The sequence below is a fragment of the Saccharopolyspora sp. genome (assembly GCF_017434145.1).
In the GTDB taxonomy this organism is placed as follows: Bacteria; Actinomycetota; Actinomycetes; order Mycobacteriales; family Pseudonocardiaceae; genus Saccharopolyspora_C; species Saccharopolyspora_C galaxeae.
This window is the reverse complement of record NZ_JAFRFW010000540.1, coordinates 1-17074: the sequence shown is the minus strand read 5'-3', so window position 1 is coordinate 17074 and position 17074 is coordinate 1. Positions and strand designations below refer to the sequence as shown.

General features: G+C 70.2%; 17 protein-coding genes. 7 read left to right on the top strand and 10 right to left on the bottom strand.

Annotation, left to right across the window (positions count from 1 at the left end; translation table 11 throughout):
• Together IJH84_RS15005 and IJH84_RS15000 are read right to left on the bottom strand one after the other, a co-directional pair.
• The coding region (locus IJH84_RS15005; protein WP_295145485.1) for a DEAD/DEAH box helicase at positions 1–1924 on the bottom strand (1924 nt) is incomplete at its 3' end.
• Between the two features lie 100 nt (positions 1925–2024).
• Positions 2025–2147: a hypothetical protein gene (locus tag IJH84_RS15000; protein WP_255520903.1), complete on the bottom strand. Its 123-nt coding sequence runs from the start codon at positions 2145–2147 to the stop codon at positions 2025–2027.
• A gap of 45 nt (positions 2148–2192) precedes the next feature.
• Here IJH84_RS15000 and IJH84_RS14995 point away from each other — a divergent pair, with 45 nt between their 5' ends.
• The 3 genes from IJH84_RS14995 (at position 2193) to IJH84_RS29295 (ending at position 4792) form a co-directional block, all read left to right on the top strand.
• Positions 2193–2387 carry a DUF3046 domain-containing protein gene (locus IJH84_RS14995; protein WP_200071245.1) on the top strand — a complete coding sequence of 65 codons (195 nt, stop codon included), beginning with the start codon at positions 2193–2195 and terminating at the stop codon, positions 2385–2387.
• A 234-nt stretch (positions 2388–2621) separates the two neighbouring features.
• Positions 2622–3674: a recombinase RecA gene (gene recA / locus IJH84_RS14990; protein ID WP_295145482.1), complete on the top strand. Its 1053-nt coding sequence runs from the start codon at positions 2622–2624 to the stop codon at positions 3672–3674.
• A gap of 11 nt (positions 3675–3685) precedes the next feature.
• On the top strand, positions 3686–4792 hold the full coding sequence (locus IJH84_RS29295; RefSeq protein WP_367269027.1) for a regulatory protein RecX: 1107 nt from the start codon (positions 3686–3688) through the stop codon (positions 4790–4792).
• A gap of 31 nt (positions 4793–4823) precedes the next feature.
• Here IJH84_RS29295 and IJH84_RS14980 read toward each other — a convergent pair whose 3' ends face one another.
• Positions 4824–5345, bottom strand: coding sequence for a GNAT family N-acetyltransferase (locus IJH84_RS14980; RefSeq protein WP_295145480.1), 522 nt, complete (start codon positions 5343–5345; stop codon positions 4824–4826).
• 120 nt (positions 5346–5465) lie between these two features.
• Between IJH84_RS14980 and IJH84_RS14975 the strand changes: the two genes are divergently transcribed.
• Positions 5466–6173 (top strand): HAD family hydrolase, encoded by a 708-nt coding sequence (locus IJH84_RS14975; protein WP_200071249.1) that lies wholly within the window; start codon positions 5466–5468, stop codon positions 6171–6173.
• Positions 6174–6296: 123 nt separating this feature from the next.
• On the opposite strand, the gene eda is transcribed toward IJH84_RS14975, so the two are convergent.
• Entirely contained in the window at positions 6297–6926 is a 630-nt protein-coding gene (eda, locus tag IJH84_RS14970; RefSeq protein WP_200071250.1) for a bifunctional 4-hydroxy-2-oxoglutarate aldolase/2-dehydro-3-deoxy-phosphogluconate aldolase, read from the bottom strand.
• A gap of 39 nt (positions 6927–6965) precedes the next feature.
• Positions 6966–8822, bottom strand: coding sequence for a phosphogluconate dehydratase (edd, locus tag IJH84_RS14965; RefSeq protein WP_200071251.1), 1857 nt, complete (start codon positions 8820–8822; stop codon positions 6966–6968).
• A 522-nt stretch (positions 8823–9344) separates the two neighbouring features.
• Between edd and IJH84_RS14960 the strand changes: the two genes are divergently transcribed.
• Positions 9345–9992: a transporter substrate-binding domain-containing protein gene (locus tag IJH84_RS14960; RefSeq protein WP_200071252.1), complete on the top strand. Its 648-nt coding sequence runs from the start codon at positions 9345–9347 to the stop codon at positions 9990–9992.
• A gap of 6 nt (positions 9993–9998) precedes the next feature.
• On the opposite strand, the gene IJH84_RS14955 is transcribed toward IJH84_RS14960, so the two are convergent.
• The 4 genes from IJH84_RS14955 to IJH84_RS14940 are packed head-to-tail and all read right to left on the bottom strand — an operon-like array spanning position 9999 to position 13229.
• Positions 9999–10847 carry an amino acid ABC transporter permease gene (locus tag IJH84_RS14955; RefSeq protein WP_200071253.1) on the bottom strand — a complete coding sequence of 283 codons (849 nt, stop codon included), beginning with the start codon at positions 10845–10847 and terminating at the stop codon, positions 9999–10001.
• Entirely contained in the window at positions 10844–11494 is a 651-nt protein-coding gene (locus IJH84_RS14950) for an amino acid ABC transporter permease (protein ID WP_200071254.1), read from the bottom strand. Before IJH84_RS14950 ends, IJH84_RS14955 begins: the two co-directional genes overlap by 4 nt.
• Before the next feature lie 57 nt (positions 11495–11551).
• Positions 11552–12448 carry a glutamate ABC transporter substrate-binding protein gene (locus IJH84_RS14945; protein ID WP_200071255.1) on the bottom strand — a complete coding sequence of 299 codons (897 nt, stop codon included), beginning with the start codon at positions 12446–12448 and terminating at the stop codon, positions 11552–11554.
• A 52-nt stretch (positions 12449–12500) separates the two neighbouring features.
• A complete protein-coding gene (locus IJH84_RS14940; RefSeq protein ID WP_200071501.1) occupies positions 12501–13229 on the bottom strand; it encodes an amino acid ABC transporter ATP-binding protein in 729 nt (242 codons plus the stop codon).
• A gap of 300 nt (positions 13230–13529) precedes the next feature.
• On the opposite strand from IJH84_RS14940, the gene miaB reads away from it, so the two are divergent.
• Together miaB and IJH84_RS14930 are read left to right on the top strand one after the other, a co-directional pair.
• Entirely contained in the window at positions 13530–15020 is a 1491-nt protein-coding gene (miaB, locus tag IJH84_RS14935) for a tRNA (N6-isopentenyl adenosine(37)-C2)-methylthiotransferase MiaB (protein ID WP_295145473.1), read from the top strand.
• Complete coding sequence (locus tag IJH84_RS14930; protein WP_233627752.1) at positions 15017–15550, top strand: hypothetical protein; 534 nt, start codon at positions 15017–15019, stop codon at positions 15548–15550. The genes miaB and IJH84_RS14930 overlap by 4 nt, the downstream gene beginning before the upstream one ends.
• Positions 15551–15694: 144 nt before the next feature.
• Here the strand turns inward: IJH84_RS14930 and IJH84_RS14925 are convergent, their stop codons facing one another.
• Positions 15695–17023, bottom strand: a complete 1329-nt coding sequence (locus tag IJH84_RS14925; protein WP_295145470.1) for a DUF349 domain-containing protein — start codon at positions 17021–17023, stop codon at positions 15695–15697.
• Positions 17024–17074: the final 51 nt, after the last annotated feature.

The window sequence follows — 17074 nt, the reverse complement described above, 5'->3', positions numbered from 1 at the left end:
GGACCCGGGCGCTCGCCGTCTCCCGATCCGCGGCCGAAACCTCGCGCACGAACGCGCCCAGCGCGCGGCCCAGCTCCAGCGGCCGCCCCGGCGAATCGCCCTTCCAGAACGGCATCCGCGCGGGCTGACCCGGCGCGGGCACCACCACGACCCGGTCGTGCGTGATGTCCTCGACCCGCCACGACGAGGTGCCCAGCAGGAACGTGTCGCCCACCCGCGACTCGTAGACCATCTCCTCGTCCAGCTCACCGACCCGCACGCCGCCGCGGCCAGCCTCCTCGTCGCCCGGCGTGGTTACGGTGAACAACCCGCGATCCGGGATCGTGCCGCCCGAAGTCGCCGCGAGCCGCTGCGCACCCGGGCGCGCGCGCAGTTCGTCCTGCACCCGGTCCCACACGATGCGCGCCCGCAGCTCCCCGAACTCCTCGCTCGGGTAGCGCCCGGCGAGCATGTCCAGCACCGCGTGCAACGCCGAATCCGGCAATCCCGCGAACGGCGCGGACCGACGCACCACCCGCGCCAGCGACTCCAGCGGCCAGGCGTCCATCGCCACCATCGACACCACGTGCTGGGCCAGCACGTCCAGCGGATTGCGCGGAAACGCCAGCGCCTCGATCAGCCCGTCGGCCATCCGCTCCGCGACCACCGCGCAGCCCACCAGGTCACCGCGGAACTTCGGGAACACCACCCCGCGCGAAACCGCGCCCACCTGGTGCCCGCCGCGGCCGACCCGCTGCAACCCGGACGCGACGCTCGGCGGCGTCTCGACCTGCACCACCAGGTCCACCGCGCCCATGTCGATGCCCAGCTCCAGCGAGGAGGTCGCCACCACGCACGGCAGCTCGCCGGACTTGAGCTCCTCCTCCACCGAGGAGCGCTGCTCCTTCGACATCGAGCCGTGGTGCGCCCGGGCCACCGTCACCGCCGCACCGGTGGTGATCCCCGAGCCGCCGACCGCCTCCGCGGGGAACCGCTCGGGCTCGGCCGACTCGCCCGCGCGCTCGGTGGCCAGCTCGTTGATCCCCGCGGTCAGCCGCTCGGCCAGCCGCCGCGAGTTCGCGAACACGATCGTCGAGCGGTGCGCCTCGATCAGCTCCAGCACCCGTTGCTGCACCGACGGCCAGATCGAGGTGTGCTGCTCGGCGCCCGCCGCCGGACCCTCCACCTCGCCGGTCGGCTGCCCGAGTTCGGCCATGTCCGGCACCGGCACCTCGACGCTGACCTGCACCTGCTTGGGATGCTCTGGCTGCACCACGCGCACCGGGCGCCCACCGGTGAGGTAGGTGCCCACCTCGTCCACCGGCCGCACCGTCGCCGAGAGCCCGATGCGCTGCGCCGGGGTGGCCAGCAGCTCGTCCAGCCGCTCCAGGGACAACGCCAGGTGCGCCCCGCGCTTGGTGCCCGCCACGGCGTGCACCTCGTCCACGATCACCGTCTCCACCCCGCGCAGCGAGTCCCGCGCGGCCGAGGTGAGCAGCAAGAACAGTGACTCCGGAGTGGTCACCAGCACGTCCGGCGGCGTCCGCGCGAACGCGCGCCGCTGATCGGCCGGAGTGTCGCCGGTGCGCATCCCCACGCGGATCTCGGGCATCGCACCGCCCCGGCGCTGCGTCGCCTGCCGGATGCCGGTCAGCGGCGCCCGCAGGTTCCGCTCCACGTCCACCGCCAGCGCTTTCAGCGGCGAGACGTACAGCACCCGGCACCGCTGCTTCGGGTCCTGCGGCGGCCCCGCGGCGGCCAACCCGTCCAGCGCGGACAGGAACGCCGCCAGCGTCTTGCCCGAACCGGTCGGCGCCACCACCAGGGCGTGCTCGCCCTCGTTGATCGCCTGCCACGCACCGGCCTGGGCCTGCGTCGGCGCGTGGAACGCGCCCCGGAACCATTCGCGGGTTTCGGGGGAGAATCCGTCCAGCACGTCGCTCACCCCTCCATGCTGGACCACGGGACCGACAGTCCGGCGATTCCCGGCGGGCGCGGGCCGGATGGTCTCGAAGGCGCCGTCGTGCGGCGGGCGGGAGCGGGGCTCAGCGGTTGCGCCGGTCCCAGAACCAGCGCAGCGCGACGATGATCGCGACCAGCAGCATCGCCGCGATCACCAACTGCCCGAGCGGGCCGGACAGGCCGGTCGGGTCGGCTTGCAGCAGCACACCACGACCGTACGCCGCCGGCGGGCGCCAGTAGGCTGGCCGGCGATGCGACACACCGATTTCCGTCGGCGCATGGCCGAGGAGTTCGGCCGGATCCGCGCCGAAATGCTCGCCCAGGACCACGTGATGTCCCAGCTCGGCGGACGCACGGCCGATGAGGCGCTGGAGTCCGGGATGTCGCCGAAGCAGGTGTGGGAGACGTTGTGCGAGGTCTTCGAGGTGCCCGCGGCGCGGCGTTGATCTCGTCCGGCGCTGATTCTTCACACGCCCGGGTGGCGGAACCGGCGTGTCGGCTCGATGATCGAACATCCGTTCGTCTAAGATCGCAAGTGCGGATCGAACCCCGATGTTCGCCGCCTCCCGGCCGCCCGGTGCTCGTCGCGCGGTAGGTCGGCCAGGCGGCCGGAGTGTCGGTCCCACCCCGTAGCGTCGGTTCCGATCCGACGAAGTTCGACGTGACCAAGGTGGACCCCGATGGCATCGACACCGGACAAGGGCCAGGACAAGGGCAAGGCGCTCGAACTCGCCCTGGCCCAGATCGACAAGCAGTACGGCAAGGGATCGGTGATGCGGCTCGGCGAGGAGTCGCGGGCACCGGTCGAGGTCATCCCGACCGGATCCATCTCGCTAGACGTGGCACTGGGCATCGGCGGTCTGCCGCGGGGGCGCATCGTCGAGGTCTACGGCCCGGAGAGCAGCGGTAAGACCACGGTCGCGCTGCACGCGGTGGCGGGCGCCCAGCAACTCGGCGGCACCGCGGCGTTCATCGATGCCGAGCACGCGCTGGATCCCGAGTACGCCAAGGCGATCGGCGTGGACACCGACGCGCTGCTGGTGGCCCAGCCGGACACCGGGGAGCAGGCGCTGGAGATCGCGGACATGCTGATCCGCTCCGGCGCGCTGGACTGCATCGTCATCGACTCGGTCGCCGCGCTGGTGCCGCGCGCCGAGATCGAGGGCGAAATGGGCGACAGCCACGTCGGCCTGCAGGCCCGCCTGATGAGCCAGGCCCTGCGCAAGCTCACCTCGGCCCTCTACAACGCCAAGACCACCGCCATCTTCATCAACCAGCTCCGCGAGAAGGTCGGTGTGATGTTCGGAAGCCCGGAGACCACGACCGGTGGCAAGGCGTTGAAGTTCTACTCGTCGGTGCGGTTGGACGTGCGGCGGATCGAGACGTTGAAGGACGGTTCGGACGCGGTGGGCAACCGGACGCGGGTGAAGGTGGTGAAGAACAAGACCGCGCCGCCGTTCAAGCAGGCCGAGTTCGACATCATTTACGGCGTCGGGATCAGCCGGGAGGGCTCGCTGATCGACATGGGCGTGGAGCAGGGCATCATCCGCAAGTCCGGTGCCTGGTACACCTACGAAGGCGACCAGCTCGGCCAGGGTAAGGAGAACGCCCGCAAGTTCATGCGGGACAACCCGGACGTGGCCAACGAGATCGAGAAGCGGATCAAGGAGAAGCTGGGCATCGGGGCCAAGGTGGACGAGGAAGAAGGCGACCCCGCTCCCGTCGAGTTCTGATCGCGCGGATCATGCGCGAACAGGATTTCGCTCAACCCGAGCCCGATTCCCCGGACGGCGAAGGCGCCGAGTCCTGGTCGTGGCCGGAACCTTCGCCGTGGCCGGACTTCCCGGCCGGGTCGGAGGAGCCGTCGCGCACCAGGCCGGGCCCGCGACCGCGGCGCGGGACGCCGTCCGGTGGCGTGTGGCGGAGCACGGAGCCGGACGCGTCGCCGTCGACTTCCACCGAGGCGAGCGATCCGGCGGAACGGCACCCGGGAGTCGCCGCACGCGATGAGCCGGCGGGCGCCGACCGGCTGGCCGGTGCCCGTTCCCGTCGCGATTCGGTCTCCTCCTCAGCGGAAACGTTGCCGCGCGAGCAACGGGAATCCCGGCGAGGCCGCACTGGCGGAGGTCGCGGCATCTCCGGCGGCGACCCCGACTCCGGCGACCCCGATTCCGACGACCGATCGCCGGAGCCCGACGCATCCGCGGAGCACCTGCCGGACCGTGCGTCCACAAGTAGCGGCAGCTCGCGAAAGAACAAGCGGAATGAGCGTGCGCACCGGCCCGCGCAGGAGGAACGATCCTCGCGGCGGGAGCGCACCGGCAAGAGGGGGGCGCCCGCGGAGGAAGAGCAGTCCCCGGAGGCGCAGGCCAGGGACGTCGTCTATCGCCTGCTGGCGGTGCGTGCCCGCAGCCGTTCCGAACTCCGGCAGGCATTGCTGCGCAAGGAGATCGACGAAGACATCGCCGATGCGGTGCTGCAGAAGTTCATCGATGCGGGCTTGGTCGACGACGCGGAGTTCGCCGCAGCGTGGGTGCAGGAACGCCAGCGCAACCAAGGTCTGGGGCGCAAGGCTCTCGGTTACGAACTGCGCCGCAAGGGCGTCGGCGAGGAGCTGGTGAACGACGCGCTGTCCAGTGTGGACTCCGAAGCGGAGGAGGAACGTGCGCGTGAGCTGGTCCGCCGCAAGCTGCGCACCTCCCGCGCCGACGATTCGATGAAACTGCTGCGCCGCATGGTCGCCATGCTCGCCCGCAAGGGTTACCCGGAGGGCCTGGCTTTCCGGGTGTGCAAGGAAGAACTCGAAAATGCCGGGTTGAACGGCGGTTCCGGCGAGCTCGACACACCCTGACCGCCCGGGCGTTTCCCGCCTCGCCCGAACGTTACGACCGAGGCGCGCCCACCGGCCGTCCCATGAAAACCAGATCTCGCACCACGCCGCCCAGATCGGCCACTTCCGGCAGCAGTCCCCATCGCTGAAAGCCGTGCCGCAGGAAGAGCCGGATGCTGGCCTCGTTGCTGGCGAAGATGCTCGCGGCCAGGTTCCGCACGCCGAGTTCGGGCGCGTGCTGGACAGCTTCGCCCAGCAGGTGGCTGCCCTGCCCGCTGCCGCGGTGCTCCGGATGCAGGTACACCGCGATGTCTGCGGTCACGTCGTACCCGGGCCGACCGTTCAGGAACCGGTCGAAAGACAGGTAACCGGTCACGATCTGCGGTGCATCCGATTCGTAGCCGACCCAGATCGGCCGGATTCGCGGGTCCGAGGAGTCGAACCACGCGGTCCGGTCGGCGACCGTGACCGGCTCCAAATCGCAAGTGCTGGTCTTGTCCGGGATCGAGCTGTTGTAGATGTCGACGATCGCCGGTAGATCGTCACGGGTCGCCAGGCGGTGTCCGTAGTTCAACGATCGGCTCCTGTCCGCGCTCCGCGGCTTGTCCGGGATGGCTGGTCTCGGTACCGCTGGCGGATCGCGGTCCTTCGGTAGGGTGCACGAACGTTGCCGGTCGATCTTTACGGGGGAGCTATGCGCGCGCAGTCGGCGCCGCACATCGTGTGGGACTGGAACGGCACGCTGCTCGACGACAACGACGCCGTGGTAGCGGCGGTGAACGAGGTGTGCACGGCGTTCGGCCGGGAGCGCATCGATCTGGAGCACTGGCGGTCCATCTTCAGCCGCCCGCTGGTGCACTGCTACGAGCGGCTGCTCGATCGCACGCTCACCGATGCCGAATGGACGCATCTCGAGGAGCTTTACCACGGGTCCTATCGGGAGCTGCTGCACACCGCTCGACTCGCTTCCGGCGTGCCGGACGTCCTCGCGGAGTGGGGCGAAGCCGGACGTACCCAGTCCTTGCTGTCGATGTGGTTCCACGACGAGCTCGTCGCGCTGGTCACCGAACTCGACCTGCACTCGCTGTTCGAGCGCGTGGACGGGCTGCGCGACGAGGTCGGCGGCGGCGCCAAGGCCGCTCATCTGAAGCGCCACCTCGCCGAACTCGCCCGTGACCCGGCGGAAGTGGTGCTCGTCGGCGACGTGCTCGACGATGCTCAGGCCGCCGCGGAAGCCGGCACCGGCTGCGTGCTGGTCGCGACCGGCGTCATGAGCCGCCGTTCCCTCGAGACGGCCGGAGTCCCGGTCGCCGCGGACATCGCCGAAGCCGTCGCCCGCATCACCGCCGAGACGAACCACCTGACGGATCTTGCGGTTGAGCACTCGGCCGACGCCGGATGAGCAGGTCACGGCGTAGAGCAGCGACCCGCAATCGCCGGTACGTGCTCGCACAATCCGGAACGGCTCAGCGGCGGAGCGCCGTCCGCCGCTGAGCCCCGTGCACCACGCTGTGCACTGTCCCTGTCAGGCCGGTCCCAGCGCGGCCGCCTGCCGCGCCAGCGCCTCGACCTGGCCCCACTGGCCCGCGGCCAGCAGTGATTTCGGGGCGAGCCACGATCCGCCGACGCAGCCGACGTTGGGCAGTGCGAGGTAGCGCGCGGCGTTGTCGGCGTCGATCCCGCCGGTGGGGCAGAACCGCAGGTGCGGCAGCGGTCCGGCGATGGACTTCAGGTATGGCACGCCGCCGCTGGGTTCTGCGGGGAAGAACTTCATCGCCGTCGCACCCCGTGCGGCCAGCCGCATCGCCTCGGACACGGTGCTGATCCCGGCGAGGTAGGGCAGGCCGGTGGCTTCGATGTCGTCGAGCAGTTCGTCGGTCGCCCCGGGAGTGACGATGTAGCGGGCCCCGGCTTGGCGCGCCTTGTCGGCCTGCCCGGGTTCGGTGATGGTGCCCGCGCCGATGACGATCTCCGGGACTTCCGCCGCGAGCCGTTCGATGGCGGGCAACCCGGCGGGGGTGCGCAGGGTGATTTCGATGGTTTTGATGCCGCCGCGCAGCAACGCTTGGCCCAGCGGCGCCGCGTGCGCGGCGTCGTCCAGCGCAACGACGGGGACCACGGGGCTGAGGTCGAGCACCTCGGAGGCGGTGTTCACGGGATCACTTCCGCTCGGGTTCAACGGGATCACTTCCGTTCAGGCGTGCAGATCGCTGGGCGCCGTGCGGCGGTGCGACCCGAACACGCTAGCGCCCTGGTCGGCGCGGCCGACCGAGCCGCGGAACGCCGTGAACAACTCGCGACCCGTGCCGTGCTGCATCGCAGGCACCCCGGCCGCGGGTTCGCGGGCGGCGAGCTCGGCGTCGGGAACCAGCACTTCCAAGGTTCCGTGCTCGGCATCGAGCCGGACCATGTCGCCGTCGCGCACCCGGGCGAGCGGCCCGCCCGCGGTGGCTTCCGGGGTGAGCTGGATGGCCGCGGGGATCTTGCCGGAGGCTCCCGACATCCGCCCGTCGGTGACCAGCGCGACCTGGTGCCCGCGGTCCATCAGCACGCCAAGCGAGGGGGTGAGCCCGTGCAGCTCGGGCATCCCGTTGGCCTGCGGTCCCTGGTTGCGGATGACGACCACGACGTCCTGGTCCAGCTCGCCGGATTTGAACAGCGCGGTGAAATCGTGCTGGTCGTCGAAGACCCGCGCGGGTGCGGTGACCACGCGGTGCTCGGGTTTCACCGCGGAGACCTTGATGACCGAGCGGCCGAGGTTGCCGTCCAGCACCCGCAGCCCGCCGTCCGGCGCGAACGGTTCGTGCACGCCGCGCAGCACCTCGGGGTCGAGGCTTTCGACCGGGGCGTCGCGCCACACCAGTTCACCGTCTTCGAGGAACGGCTGCTGCCGGTAGCGGTCCAAGCCGAACCCGGCGACGGTGCGCACGTCCGGGTGCAGCAAGCCCGCGTCGAGCAGCTGGCCGACCAGGGTCTGCACGCCTCCGGCGGCGGCGAAGTGGTTGATGTCCGCCGAACCGTTCGGGTAGACCTTCGACAGCGAGGGCACCACCGCGGACAGCTCGGCGAAGTCGTCCCAGGTCAGTTCGATGCCCGCGGCCGCGGCGATGGCCACCAGGTGCAGCGTGTGGTTCGTCGAACCGCCCGTGGCCAGCAGCGCGATGACTCCGTTGACCAGTGCTTTCTCGTCGAGCAGTTCGCCGATCGCGGTGCGTTCGGGACCGCTCGAGATCTCCACGACCCGCTGCGAAGCCTTTTCGGTGAGGGCCTGCCGCAGCGGTGTGCCGGGTGCGACGAAGCTGGAACCCGGCAGGTGCAGGCCCATCACCTCGACGACCAGCTGGTTCGAGTTGGCGGTGCCGTAGAAGGTGCAGGTGCCGGGGGAGTGGTACGAGGCCGACTCGGCTTCCAGCAAGTCCTCGCGGGTGGCCTTGCCCTCGGCGAACAGCTGGCGGATGCGGCTCTTCTCCGCGTTGGGCAGGCCGGAGGGCATCGGCCCGGCGGGCACCAGAATCGTGGGCAGGTGGCCGAAGGCCAACGCTCCGATCAGCAGCCCGGGCACGATCTTGTCGCACACCCCGAGCAGCAGCGCGCCGTCGAACATCTCGTGCGAGAGCGCGACGCCGGTGGCCATCGCGATCACGTCGCGGGAGAACAGCGACAGCTCCATGCCGGTGCGGCCCTGGGTGATCCCGTCGCACATCGCGGGCACGCCACCGGCGAACTGCGCGACGCCGCCCGCCTGCCGCACCGCGTCCTTGATCCACTCCGGGAACTCCGCGTACGGCTGGTGCGCGGAGAGCATGTCGTTGTAGGCGGACACGATCGCCACGCCGGGTTTGCGCTCGCCGCGCACGGCGATGCGGTCGGCGCCGCTGCAGCCTGCGAAACCGTGCGCGAGGTTGCTGCACGGCATTCCGGCGCGCACCGGCCCGTCGGCGGCGGCGTTGCCGATGCGTTCGAGGTAGGCGCGGCGGGTGGTCTCGCTGCGGTTCGCGATGCGTTCGGTCACCTGCCGCACGACGGGATGGATGGGCGTTCGCGTCGCCATTCCTCGCCTCCTGACGCAAATGGTGCTGGCTGCGCACGAGGGCGACGACGCTGGCGCCTCTGATCTCCGTGACGGCAGCCACAGTAGCGGCTGTGACGCGGAAATCAAAACCGATACAGAACCCGATTGCGAGTGTTAACGGCGGATGTACGGCCGATGACGTGCCGCCGTACGGTGCGCGGCCAATGGCCTGACCAGCGAAGACCGGATGGTGGTGGGGAGTGTCCGGACGTCGTGTGCGGATCAGCGGAGTCGGCAGACCGTGGCTCGTGTTCGCAGCCGAAGGCCGCGGCGCGCGGCAACGGCCGCGGACGTCGAACGGTTGCCGCCGGTTGACCCTGACCGCGCTGAGACGGTCCCAGTGGTCTCGGGAACCACTTGGACATGTTCCGCGAGACGTTCGACATCGCCAATTCTTGAGGCTGACAGGAACCCGTCGAGAGGCAGTTTTTCGCCCATTCCGCGACGGCCGGTGAACCGCGCCTGACCGAACCGCCGGGGCGTGCTGGCAGGATGGGGCGCATGCGCACGGGTGTGGCGGTGTTGGTGTTGGCGATCGGAATGCTCGCCGGATGCTCCGGGCAAGGCGGCGGCGTCAATCAGGGAACTGGGCACGATCAGGGCGAAACCGGTCAGGCGAGTGCACCGCCCCCGGCGGCGCGTCCGTCGCCGCAAGCCCCCGCCCCCGTCCCTTCGCCCGGCGGCGTCCAGCTGGACACCTCGCCGACGCTGGAGCAGATCCGGACGCGCGGCAAACTCCTCGTGGGCCTGCGCGCGGACGCTCGGCAGTTCGCCGCGCGCGACGGTGCGGGCGGATACCGCGGCTTCGACGTGGAGATCGCGCGCCGCATCGCACAAGAGCTCGGACTGGACCCCGCCACCCAGGTCTCCTTCCGCATGCTGCCGGCCACCCTGCAATCCGAGGCGCTCGCAGGCGGCAGCGTGGACCTGCAGATCGGCGGCGTCGACCCGGCCCGGCAGGGCGTCTCCGCGGTCGGTCCGTACGCGGTCACCGACGGCGGACAGCAGTTCGTCGGCCTCAAGTCCGGCGACGACGTGCTGCGCGACCAGATCGACGCGGCCCTGCGCACCGCGGTAGCGGACGGCAGCTGGCAGCGCGCCTACGACGCGACGCTCGCGCCCGAAGGGGTGCAGGCGACTCCGGGCTGAGCCGGCTCACTCGACGCCTTCGACCACCGGGGCGCCCTTGCGGCCGCGGCCGACGCGTCGCTCGGTGGCCACCGCGACTCGGCTCAGCGCGTAGTTGATCAGCACGAACACCACCCCGATCACGAAGTAGGTCTGGATCGGATTGTTCAGGTTCTGGATCACGATCTGGCCCTGCCGCACCAGATCGACGTAGGAGATGATGAAGCCCAGCGAGGTGTCCTTCAGGATCACCACCAGCTGGCTGATCAGCGCCGGAAGCATCGCCCGGAAAGCTTGCGGCAGCAGCACCGTGGTGAGCACCTGCGATCTCCGCAGTCCGATCGCATAAGCGGCTTCGCTCTGCCCGCGCGGCAGCGCGAGGATCCCGGCCCGCACGATCTCGGCGATGATCACCGAGTTGTACGCGGTCAACCCGATCACCAGGTACCACAGCAGCGGCAGGTCCACGCCGAGCGAAGGCAGCACGCGGCTGGCGTAGTAGATCGCGATGACCACCGGAACGCCGCGCAGCAGTTCCACCACGCCGACCACGGCCCACCGGTACCAAGCCGCCGCGGTCAACCGCGTCACGGCCAGCAGCGTCCCGATGATCAGTGCGAACAGCATGGCCAGCACCGCGGCCAGCAAGGTGTTGGCCAGTCCCGCGCCGAGCAGGCTCCACAACGGCGCGAACGTGTCGTTCGTGGGGTCGATCAGCGGACCCCACTTCTGCACGGTCAACTGCCCGCGCGTGCCCAGCGCCACCAGGACCCAGACCAGCACCGCCAGCAGCAGCACGCCGACTCCTGCGCTGGCCAGCATGCTCCGCCGCCGCGCCACCGGGCCCGGTGCCTCGTAGAGCACGGAGTTCGTCATCGCGCGATCGCCACCTTCCGCTCCAGGGCACCCAGCAGCAGCCCGGCCGGGATCGTGATCACCAGGTAGCCGATGACGACACCGGTCAGCACCGGCAGTGCCGCCTCACCCCGCGCGGAGGTCAGGGTGTCGCCGACCGCGAACAGGTCGCCGCCGACGCCGAAAGCACCCACGATCGCCGAGTTCTTGATCATCGCGATGAGCACGTTGCCCAGCGGCGGCACCACGGTGCGCACCGCCTGCGGCAGCACCACCAGCTGCAGCACCTGTCCGAACCCGAGCCCGACCGCTCGCGCGGCTTCCGCCTGCCCCGGCGGCACCGCGTTGATGCCGCTGCGGATCGCCTCGCACACGAACGCCGAGGTGTACAGCGCCAGCCCGGCGGTGCCGAACCAGAAGTACGAGCCGTTCAACCCCAGCTCGGGCAGCCCGAACGCCATGAAGAACAGCACCACGGTCAGCGGGCAGTTGCGGAACACGTTGACCCACGAGGTCCCGGCGGCGCGCAGCGGCGGCAGCGGTGCGACCCGGAAACCGGCGATCACGGTGCCCAGCACGAGGGCCAGCACGCCCGCGTACGCGCAGATCTGCAGGGTGCGCAGCAGGCCGCTGAGGTAGAGGGGCAGGTTGTCGATGAGGACGTGCACGAGGCCCTCCGGCGCAGAGTGCGTGGCGGAGGGACGCACGCCCCTCCCGGATTCCGATCAGCCGCAGGCGTCGAACTGCGGAAGCGGCGGCACCTGCGGTGAGACCTTGCCCGCGGTGGTCTGCCACGCCTTCTGGTAGCTGCCATCGGCCTGAGCCTCGGTCAGCGCGTCGTCGATGAACCGGCAGAACGCCACGTCGCCCTTCTTGATCCCGATGCCGTAGGGCTCCGCGGTGAACGGCTTGCCGACCAGCTTGAACCGGCCGCCGCCGTTCTCCACCAGGCCCATCAGGATCACGTTGTCCGTGGTCACCGCCTGCACCTGCCCGGTGCGCAGCGCGTCGGAGCACTTCGAGTAGACGTCGAAGAGCACCAGGTTCTGCGGATCGACGTACTTCTTGATCTCCTCGGCCGGGGTGGAACCGGTGACCGAGCAGACCTTCGCCCCGGTCGGGCGCAGCGACTCCGGGCCGGTGATGCCGGTGTTGTCGCGGGCCACCATCAGGTCCTGACCGGCCTGGTAGTACGGGCCGGCGAAACTGATCCGCTCCTTGCGGTTGTCGTTGATCGTGTAGGTCGCCACGACCATGTCGACCTTCTGCTGCTCGATGACCTCTTCGCGGGTTTTGCTCGGGGTCTCCACCCACTCGATCTGCTCCGGCGACAGGCCCATCTTCGCCGCGACGATCTTGGCGATCTGCACGTCGAAACCCTGCGGTTTGCCGTCGAGTCCCTGCAGGCCGAACAGCGGCTGGTCGAACTTGGCGCCGATGCGGATCTTGCCCGCCTGCTGCAGGTTCGCCATCGTGCTGCCCGGCTCGAACTTGGCGCCGCGGTCCACGGCGACCTCGTTGCCACCCCCGGCGAGTTGATTGCCCCCTCCGCCGCCACAGGCGGTCAGGGCCAGCGCCAGCGACGCCACCAGCACGCCCCAGCGCACGTTCCGCGCTTTCATCTCGGCAATCCCCTCTCTGCGGTGAACCGGATTTTCGCGGCCGGAGCCGCCGTCAGTGGGTGAGGATCTTGCTCAGGAAGTCCTGCGCCCGCGGACTCTCGGCGCCCTGGAAGAAGCGGTCCGGAGTGGAGTCCTCGACGATCCGCCCGTCGTCCATGAACAACACGCGGTGCGCGGCGCGGCGCGCGAAACCCATCTCGTGCGTGACCACCAGCATCGTCATGCCCTCGGCGGCCAGCCCCGCCATGACGTCGAGCACCTCGTTGACCATTTCCGGGTCCAGCGCGGAGGTCGGCTCGTCGAACATCATCACTTTCGGCTTCATCGCCAGCGCGCGGGCGATCGCGGCGCGCTGCTGCTGCCCGCCGGACAGCTGCGCGGGATGCTTGGCCGCCTGATCCGCGATCCCGACCCGGTCCAGCAGCGCGGTCGCCTCCTGCTCGGCGGTGGCCTTGTCCGAGCGCCGCACCTTGATCGGCCCGAGGGTGACGTTGTCCAGGATCGTCTTGTGCGCGAACAGGTTGAACTGCTGGAAGACCATGCCGACGTCGGCGCGCACCCCGGCCAGCGCGCGGCCCTCCGCGGGCAGCGGCGTGCCGTCGATCTCGATCGTGCCGGAGTCGACGGGTTCCAGGCGGTTGATCGCGCGGCACAGCGTGGACTTGCCGGAACCGGACGGGCCGAGCACGACCACGACCTGACCGCGGGGCACGGTCAGCTCGATGTCCCGCAGCACGTGCACCGGTCCGAAGTGCTTGTCGACCGCGGACATGCGGATCATCGGCGATTCCGGGGTCATGCGCGCTCCTTGCCGAAGAATCCGGTTCTGCTGGCGAAAACCTAGGCCGACCAGGCCGGTTAGTCCATATGGTGCGGATGCTCCGGATGGAGCAATTCTGCTCGCTTCGTGCCCGAAAGGCGAAACGAACGGAATGGCTCCGGTGCGGCGGTTCCCGCGCATCCACCGGGATCGCATTCCATGCGTGCACGAACCGAACTCGTCGAATCGTTGTGGGCCGCTGCCCGCGATGCTGGGCAGGGTGCTTCCATTCGGCCTCTGACCAGGAGATACCGTTGAGGCATGGCTGAGCGGGACGCCGCGCGATCCTTCGAGGTGCGCACGTACGGATGTCAGATGAACGTGCACGACTCCGAACGGCTCTCCGGGATGCTGGAAGAAGCCGGGTACGTGCGCGCGCCCAAGGACACCGAGGCGGACGTGGTCGTGTTCAACACCTGCGCGGTCCGCGAGAACGCCGACAACCGGCTCTACGGCAACCTCGGCCACCTGCGTCCGGTGAAGCAGAACCACCCCGGTACGCAGATCGCCGTCGGCGGCTGCCTGGCGCAGAAGGACCGCAGCGAGATCGTGCGCCGCGCGCCCTGGGTGGACGTCGTGTTCGGCACGCACAACCTCGGTTCGCTGCCGACGCTGCTGGAGCGCGCCCGGCACAACGAGGAGGCCGAGGTCGAGATCCTCGAATCCCTCGACGTGTTCCCCTCCACGCTGCCCGCGCGCCGCGAATCCGCCTATTCCGGCTGGGTGTCCGTCTCGGTGGGCTGCAACAACACCTGCACCTTCTGCATCGTGCCCGCGCTGCGCGGCAAGGAGAAGGACCGCCGCCCCGGCGACGTGCTGGCCGAAGTCCAGGCCCTGGTCGACGAGGGCGTGCTCGAAGTGACGTTGCTCGGGCAGAACGTCAACGCCTACGGCGTCGAATTCGGCGACCGGCTCGCGTTCGGCAAGTTGCTGCGCTCCTGCGGGGAGATCGACGGCCTGGAGCGGGTGCGGTTCACCTCGCCGCACCCGAGGGACTTCACCGACGACGTGATCGAGGCGATGGCCGAGACCCCCAACGTCTGCCACCAGCTGCACATGCCGCTGCAATCCGGCTCCGACCGGGTGCTCAAGGCGATGCGCCGCTCCTACCGCTCCGAGCGGTACCTGAACATTCTGCGCAAGGTCCGGGAAGCGATGCCGGACGCGGCGATCACCACCGACATCATCGTCGGTTTCCCCGGTGAGACCGAAGAGGACTTCGAGCAGACCCTGGAAGTCGTGCGCGAAGCCCGGTTCAGCAGCGCGTTCACCTTCCAGTACTCCAAGCGGCCCGGCACGCCCGCCGCCGACCTGCCGGGCCAGCTGCCGAAGGAGGTCGTGCAGCAGCGCTACGAACGGCTGGTCGCGCTGCAGAACGAGATGTCCTGGGAACTGAACAAGGAACTCGTCGGCACGGAGGTCGAACTGCTCGTCGCCGAAGGCGAAGGCCGCAAGGACAGCGAGACCCGCAGGCTGTCCGGCCGCGCCCGCGACGGACGGCTGGTGCACTTCGCCCCGGACGGAGCCATCGACCGGGAGATCCGCCCCGGCGACGTCGTGCACACCGCGGTCACCCGCGCCGCGCCGCACCACCTGGTCGCCGACGGGGAGATCACCGCGCACCGCCGAACCCGCGCCGGGGACCACTGGGAGGTGGGCGAACGGCCCAAGACCTCCGGGGTCAGCCTCGGACTCCCGTCCTTCGGCGCACCACAACCGCAGCCGGCCGCCGAACAGGGATGTGCGTGTTGAGCGACGATGCCAAGGAACCGAAGCACGACGGCGGGCAGCGGGACGAGCCGGTGGCAGGTGCGAATCCGGCCGCAGCCGCGGACGAGCAGGGTCGCAAAGAACTCTCCAAGGCCGAGCGCGACCTGCTGCGCCGCATCGATCCCGGCACCACGGCGCTGACCATCGCCGGGGTGATGCTCGTGCTGGTGTTGTGCTCGATCCTGCCGTGGATCGGCGACGCCACCGGGTGGCAGGTGCTGTTCGGCCAGGCCGATCCCGCGCTGAAGATCACGCTGCTGCCGCGGCTGTTCGCGATCAACTCCACCATCGCCGGGGTCCTGCTCAGCGCGCTCGCGCTGGCCACCCGGCGCTGGGCGCTGGCGTGGGTCGCCGGAATGGCCTGCATCATCGTGTCGTTCGAGGGGGTCACCGCGATCTGGTCCCGGCAGACGGTGCCCGAAGGCGGGCCGTCGCTGGGACTGGTGCTGGCCGTGGTGTGCATCGTGGTGCTGGCCGTGCAGTGGCTTCGGGTGGTGCTCAGGCGGCCCTGACGTGGTGCTGAGCGCCCAGCGAAGCCTGTTGAGGCTGGTTGAACAGCAGTCGCGGACTGCGGCACGCATCGAGGCGCAAACCCCGTGGAACTCGGCGAGGCGTCGCCTCAAGCGGTCGTCAACGCGGCGGCCTGGGATGCCCGCTCAGCGGTCTTCGAGTGCCTGCTCCGCCGCCGACAGCCAGACTCGCCACTGCTCGGCCTGCTCATCGGCCTGTTTGGCCCGCTTCGCGTCCCCGGCGGCCCGCGCCTTCTCCGCCTGCGCCTCGAACTGCTCGACGCGCTCCCGGAACTGCTCGACGCGCGCCTGTGCCTCCGGGTCGGTGCGCCGCCACTGCGTCTCCGAAGCCGTGCGTACCCGGTCGGCAACCGTCCGCAGCCTGCCCTCCAGCTCCCGCATCCGCTCGCGCGGCACCTTGCCGATCTCGTCCCAGCGTTGCTGGATGCGGTGCAGGTGCTGCTGCGCGGCTTGCAGGTCCGCCTTCGGGTCGATCGTCTCGGCCTCGGCCAGCAGCTCCTCCTTGGCCGTCGCGTTCTGCGCGAATTCCGCGTCGCGCTCCGAGAACGCCGCGGAGCGCCGTGCGAAGAACGTGTCCTGCGCGGCCCGGAACCGCCGCCACAGCGCCTCATCGCTGTCCTTCGGGGCGCGCCCGGTCGCCTTCCAATCCGCCATCAACTGCTTGTAGCGGGTGGCGGTGGCGCCCCAGTCGGTGGACTCGGTCAGCGACTCGGCCTCCTCCACCAGCTCCTGCTTGTGCGCCTTGGACGTCGCGCGCTGGCGGTCCAGTTCGGCGAAGTGCGAGCCGCGCCTGCGGTTGAACGCGTCCCGGGCCTTGGAGAACCGGCGCCAGAGCTGCTCATCGGTCTTGCGGTCCACGCCCCGGACGGTCTTCCACTCGTCCAGGATCGCCCGGAGCCGGTCGCCCGCCGACTTCCAATGCGTGGCCTCCGCGGCGATCTGCTCCGCCTCGGCTGCCAGCGCTTCCTTGCGCGCCACCGCGTCCGCCCGGACCTGGTCCTTGTGCGCCTTCGCGTCCTGCACCGCCTGCTCGGCGCGCGTCACGAGGTGCTCGACACGAGCGCGCAGCGAATCCAGGTCGCCCACGACGGCCGCCTCGGCCAGCCCGTCGCGCAGATGGCGTGCGCTGGTCAGCGCTTGCTTCGGATCGCCGGAGTGCCCGCTGATCCGGGTCTCCAGCAGCTCGACCTCGGTGCGCACGTCGTCGAACTTCCGCGCGTAGTGCGCCAGCCCCTCGGCCGCGGCGCCCGCCTGCCACGATCCGACCGCCCGCTCGCCGCCGGAGGTGCGCACGTAAACCGTGCCGTCGTCGGCCACCCGGCCCCAGCGATCCGGGTCGGTGGAGGCGGCAGGCACCGCGGGCGCGGAAAGGTGAGCCCCGGTTGCAGCGTTCGCCGCAGTCGTGCCCGGTGCTGTTCCCGCGGCGGTTTCGGGGGTCGTGTCCTGGTGCGTCATGACCGGAATCCTCCTCGCGTACCCGCTTCGATGCCCGTGCCGGGCACGGGC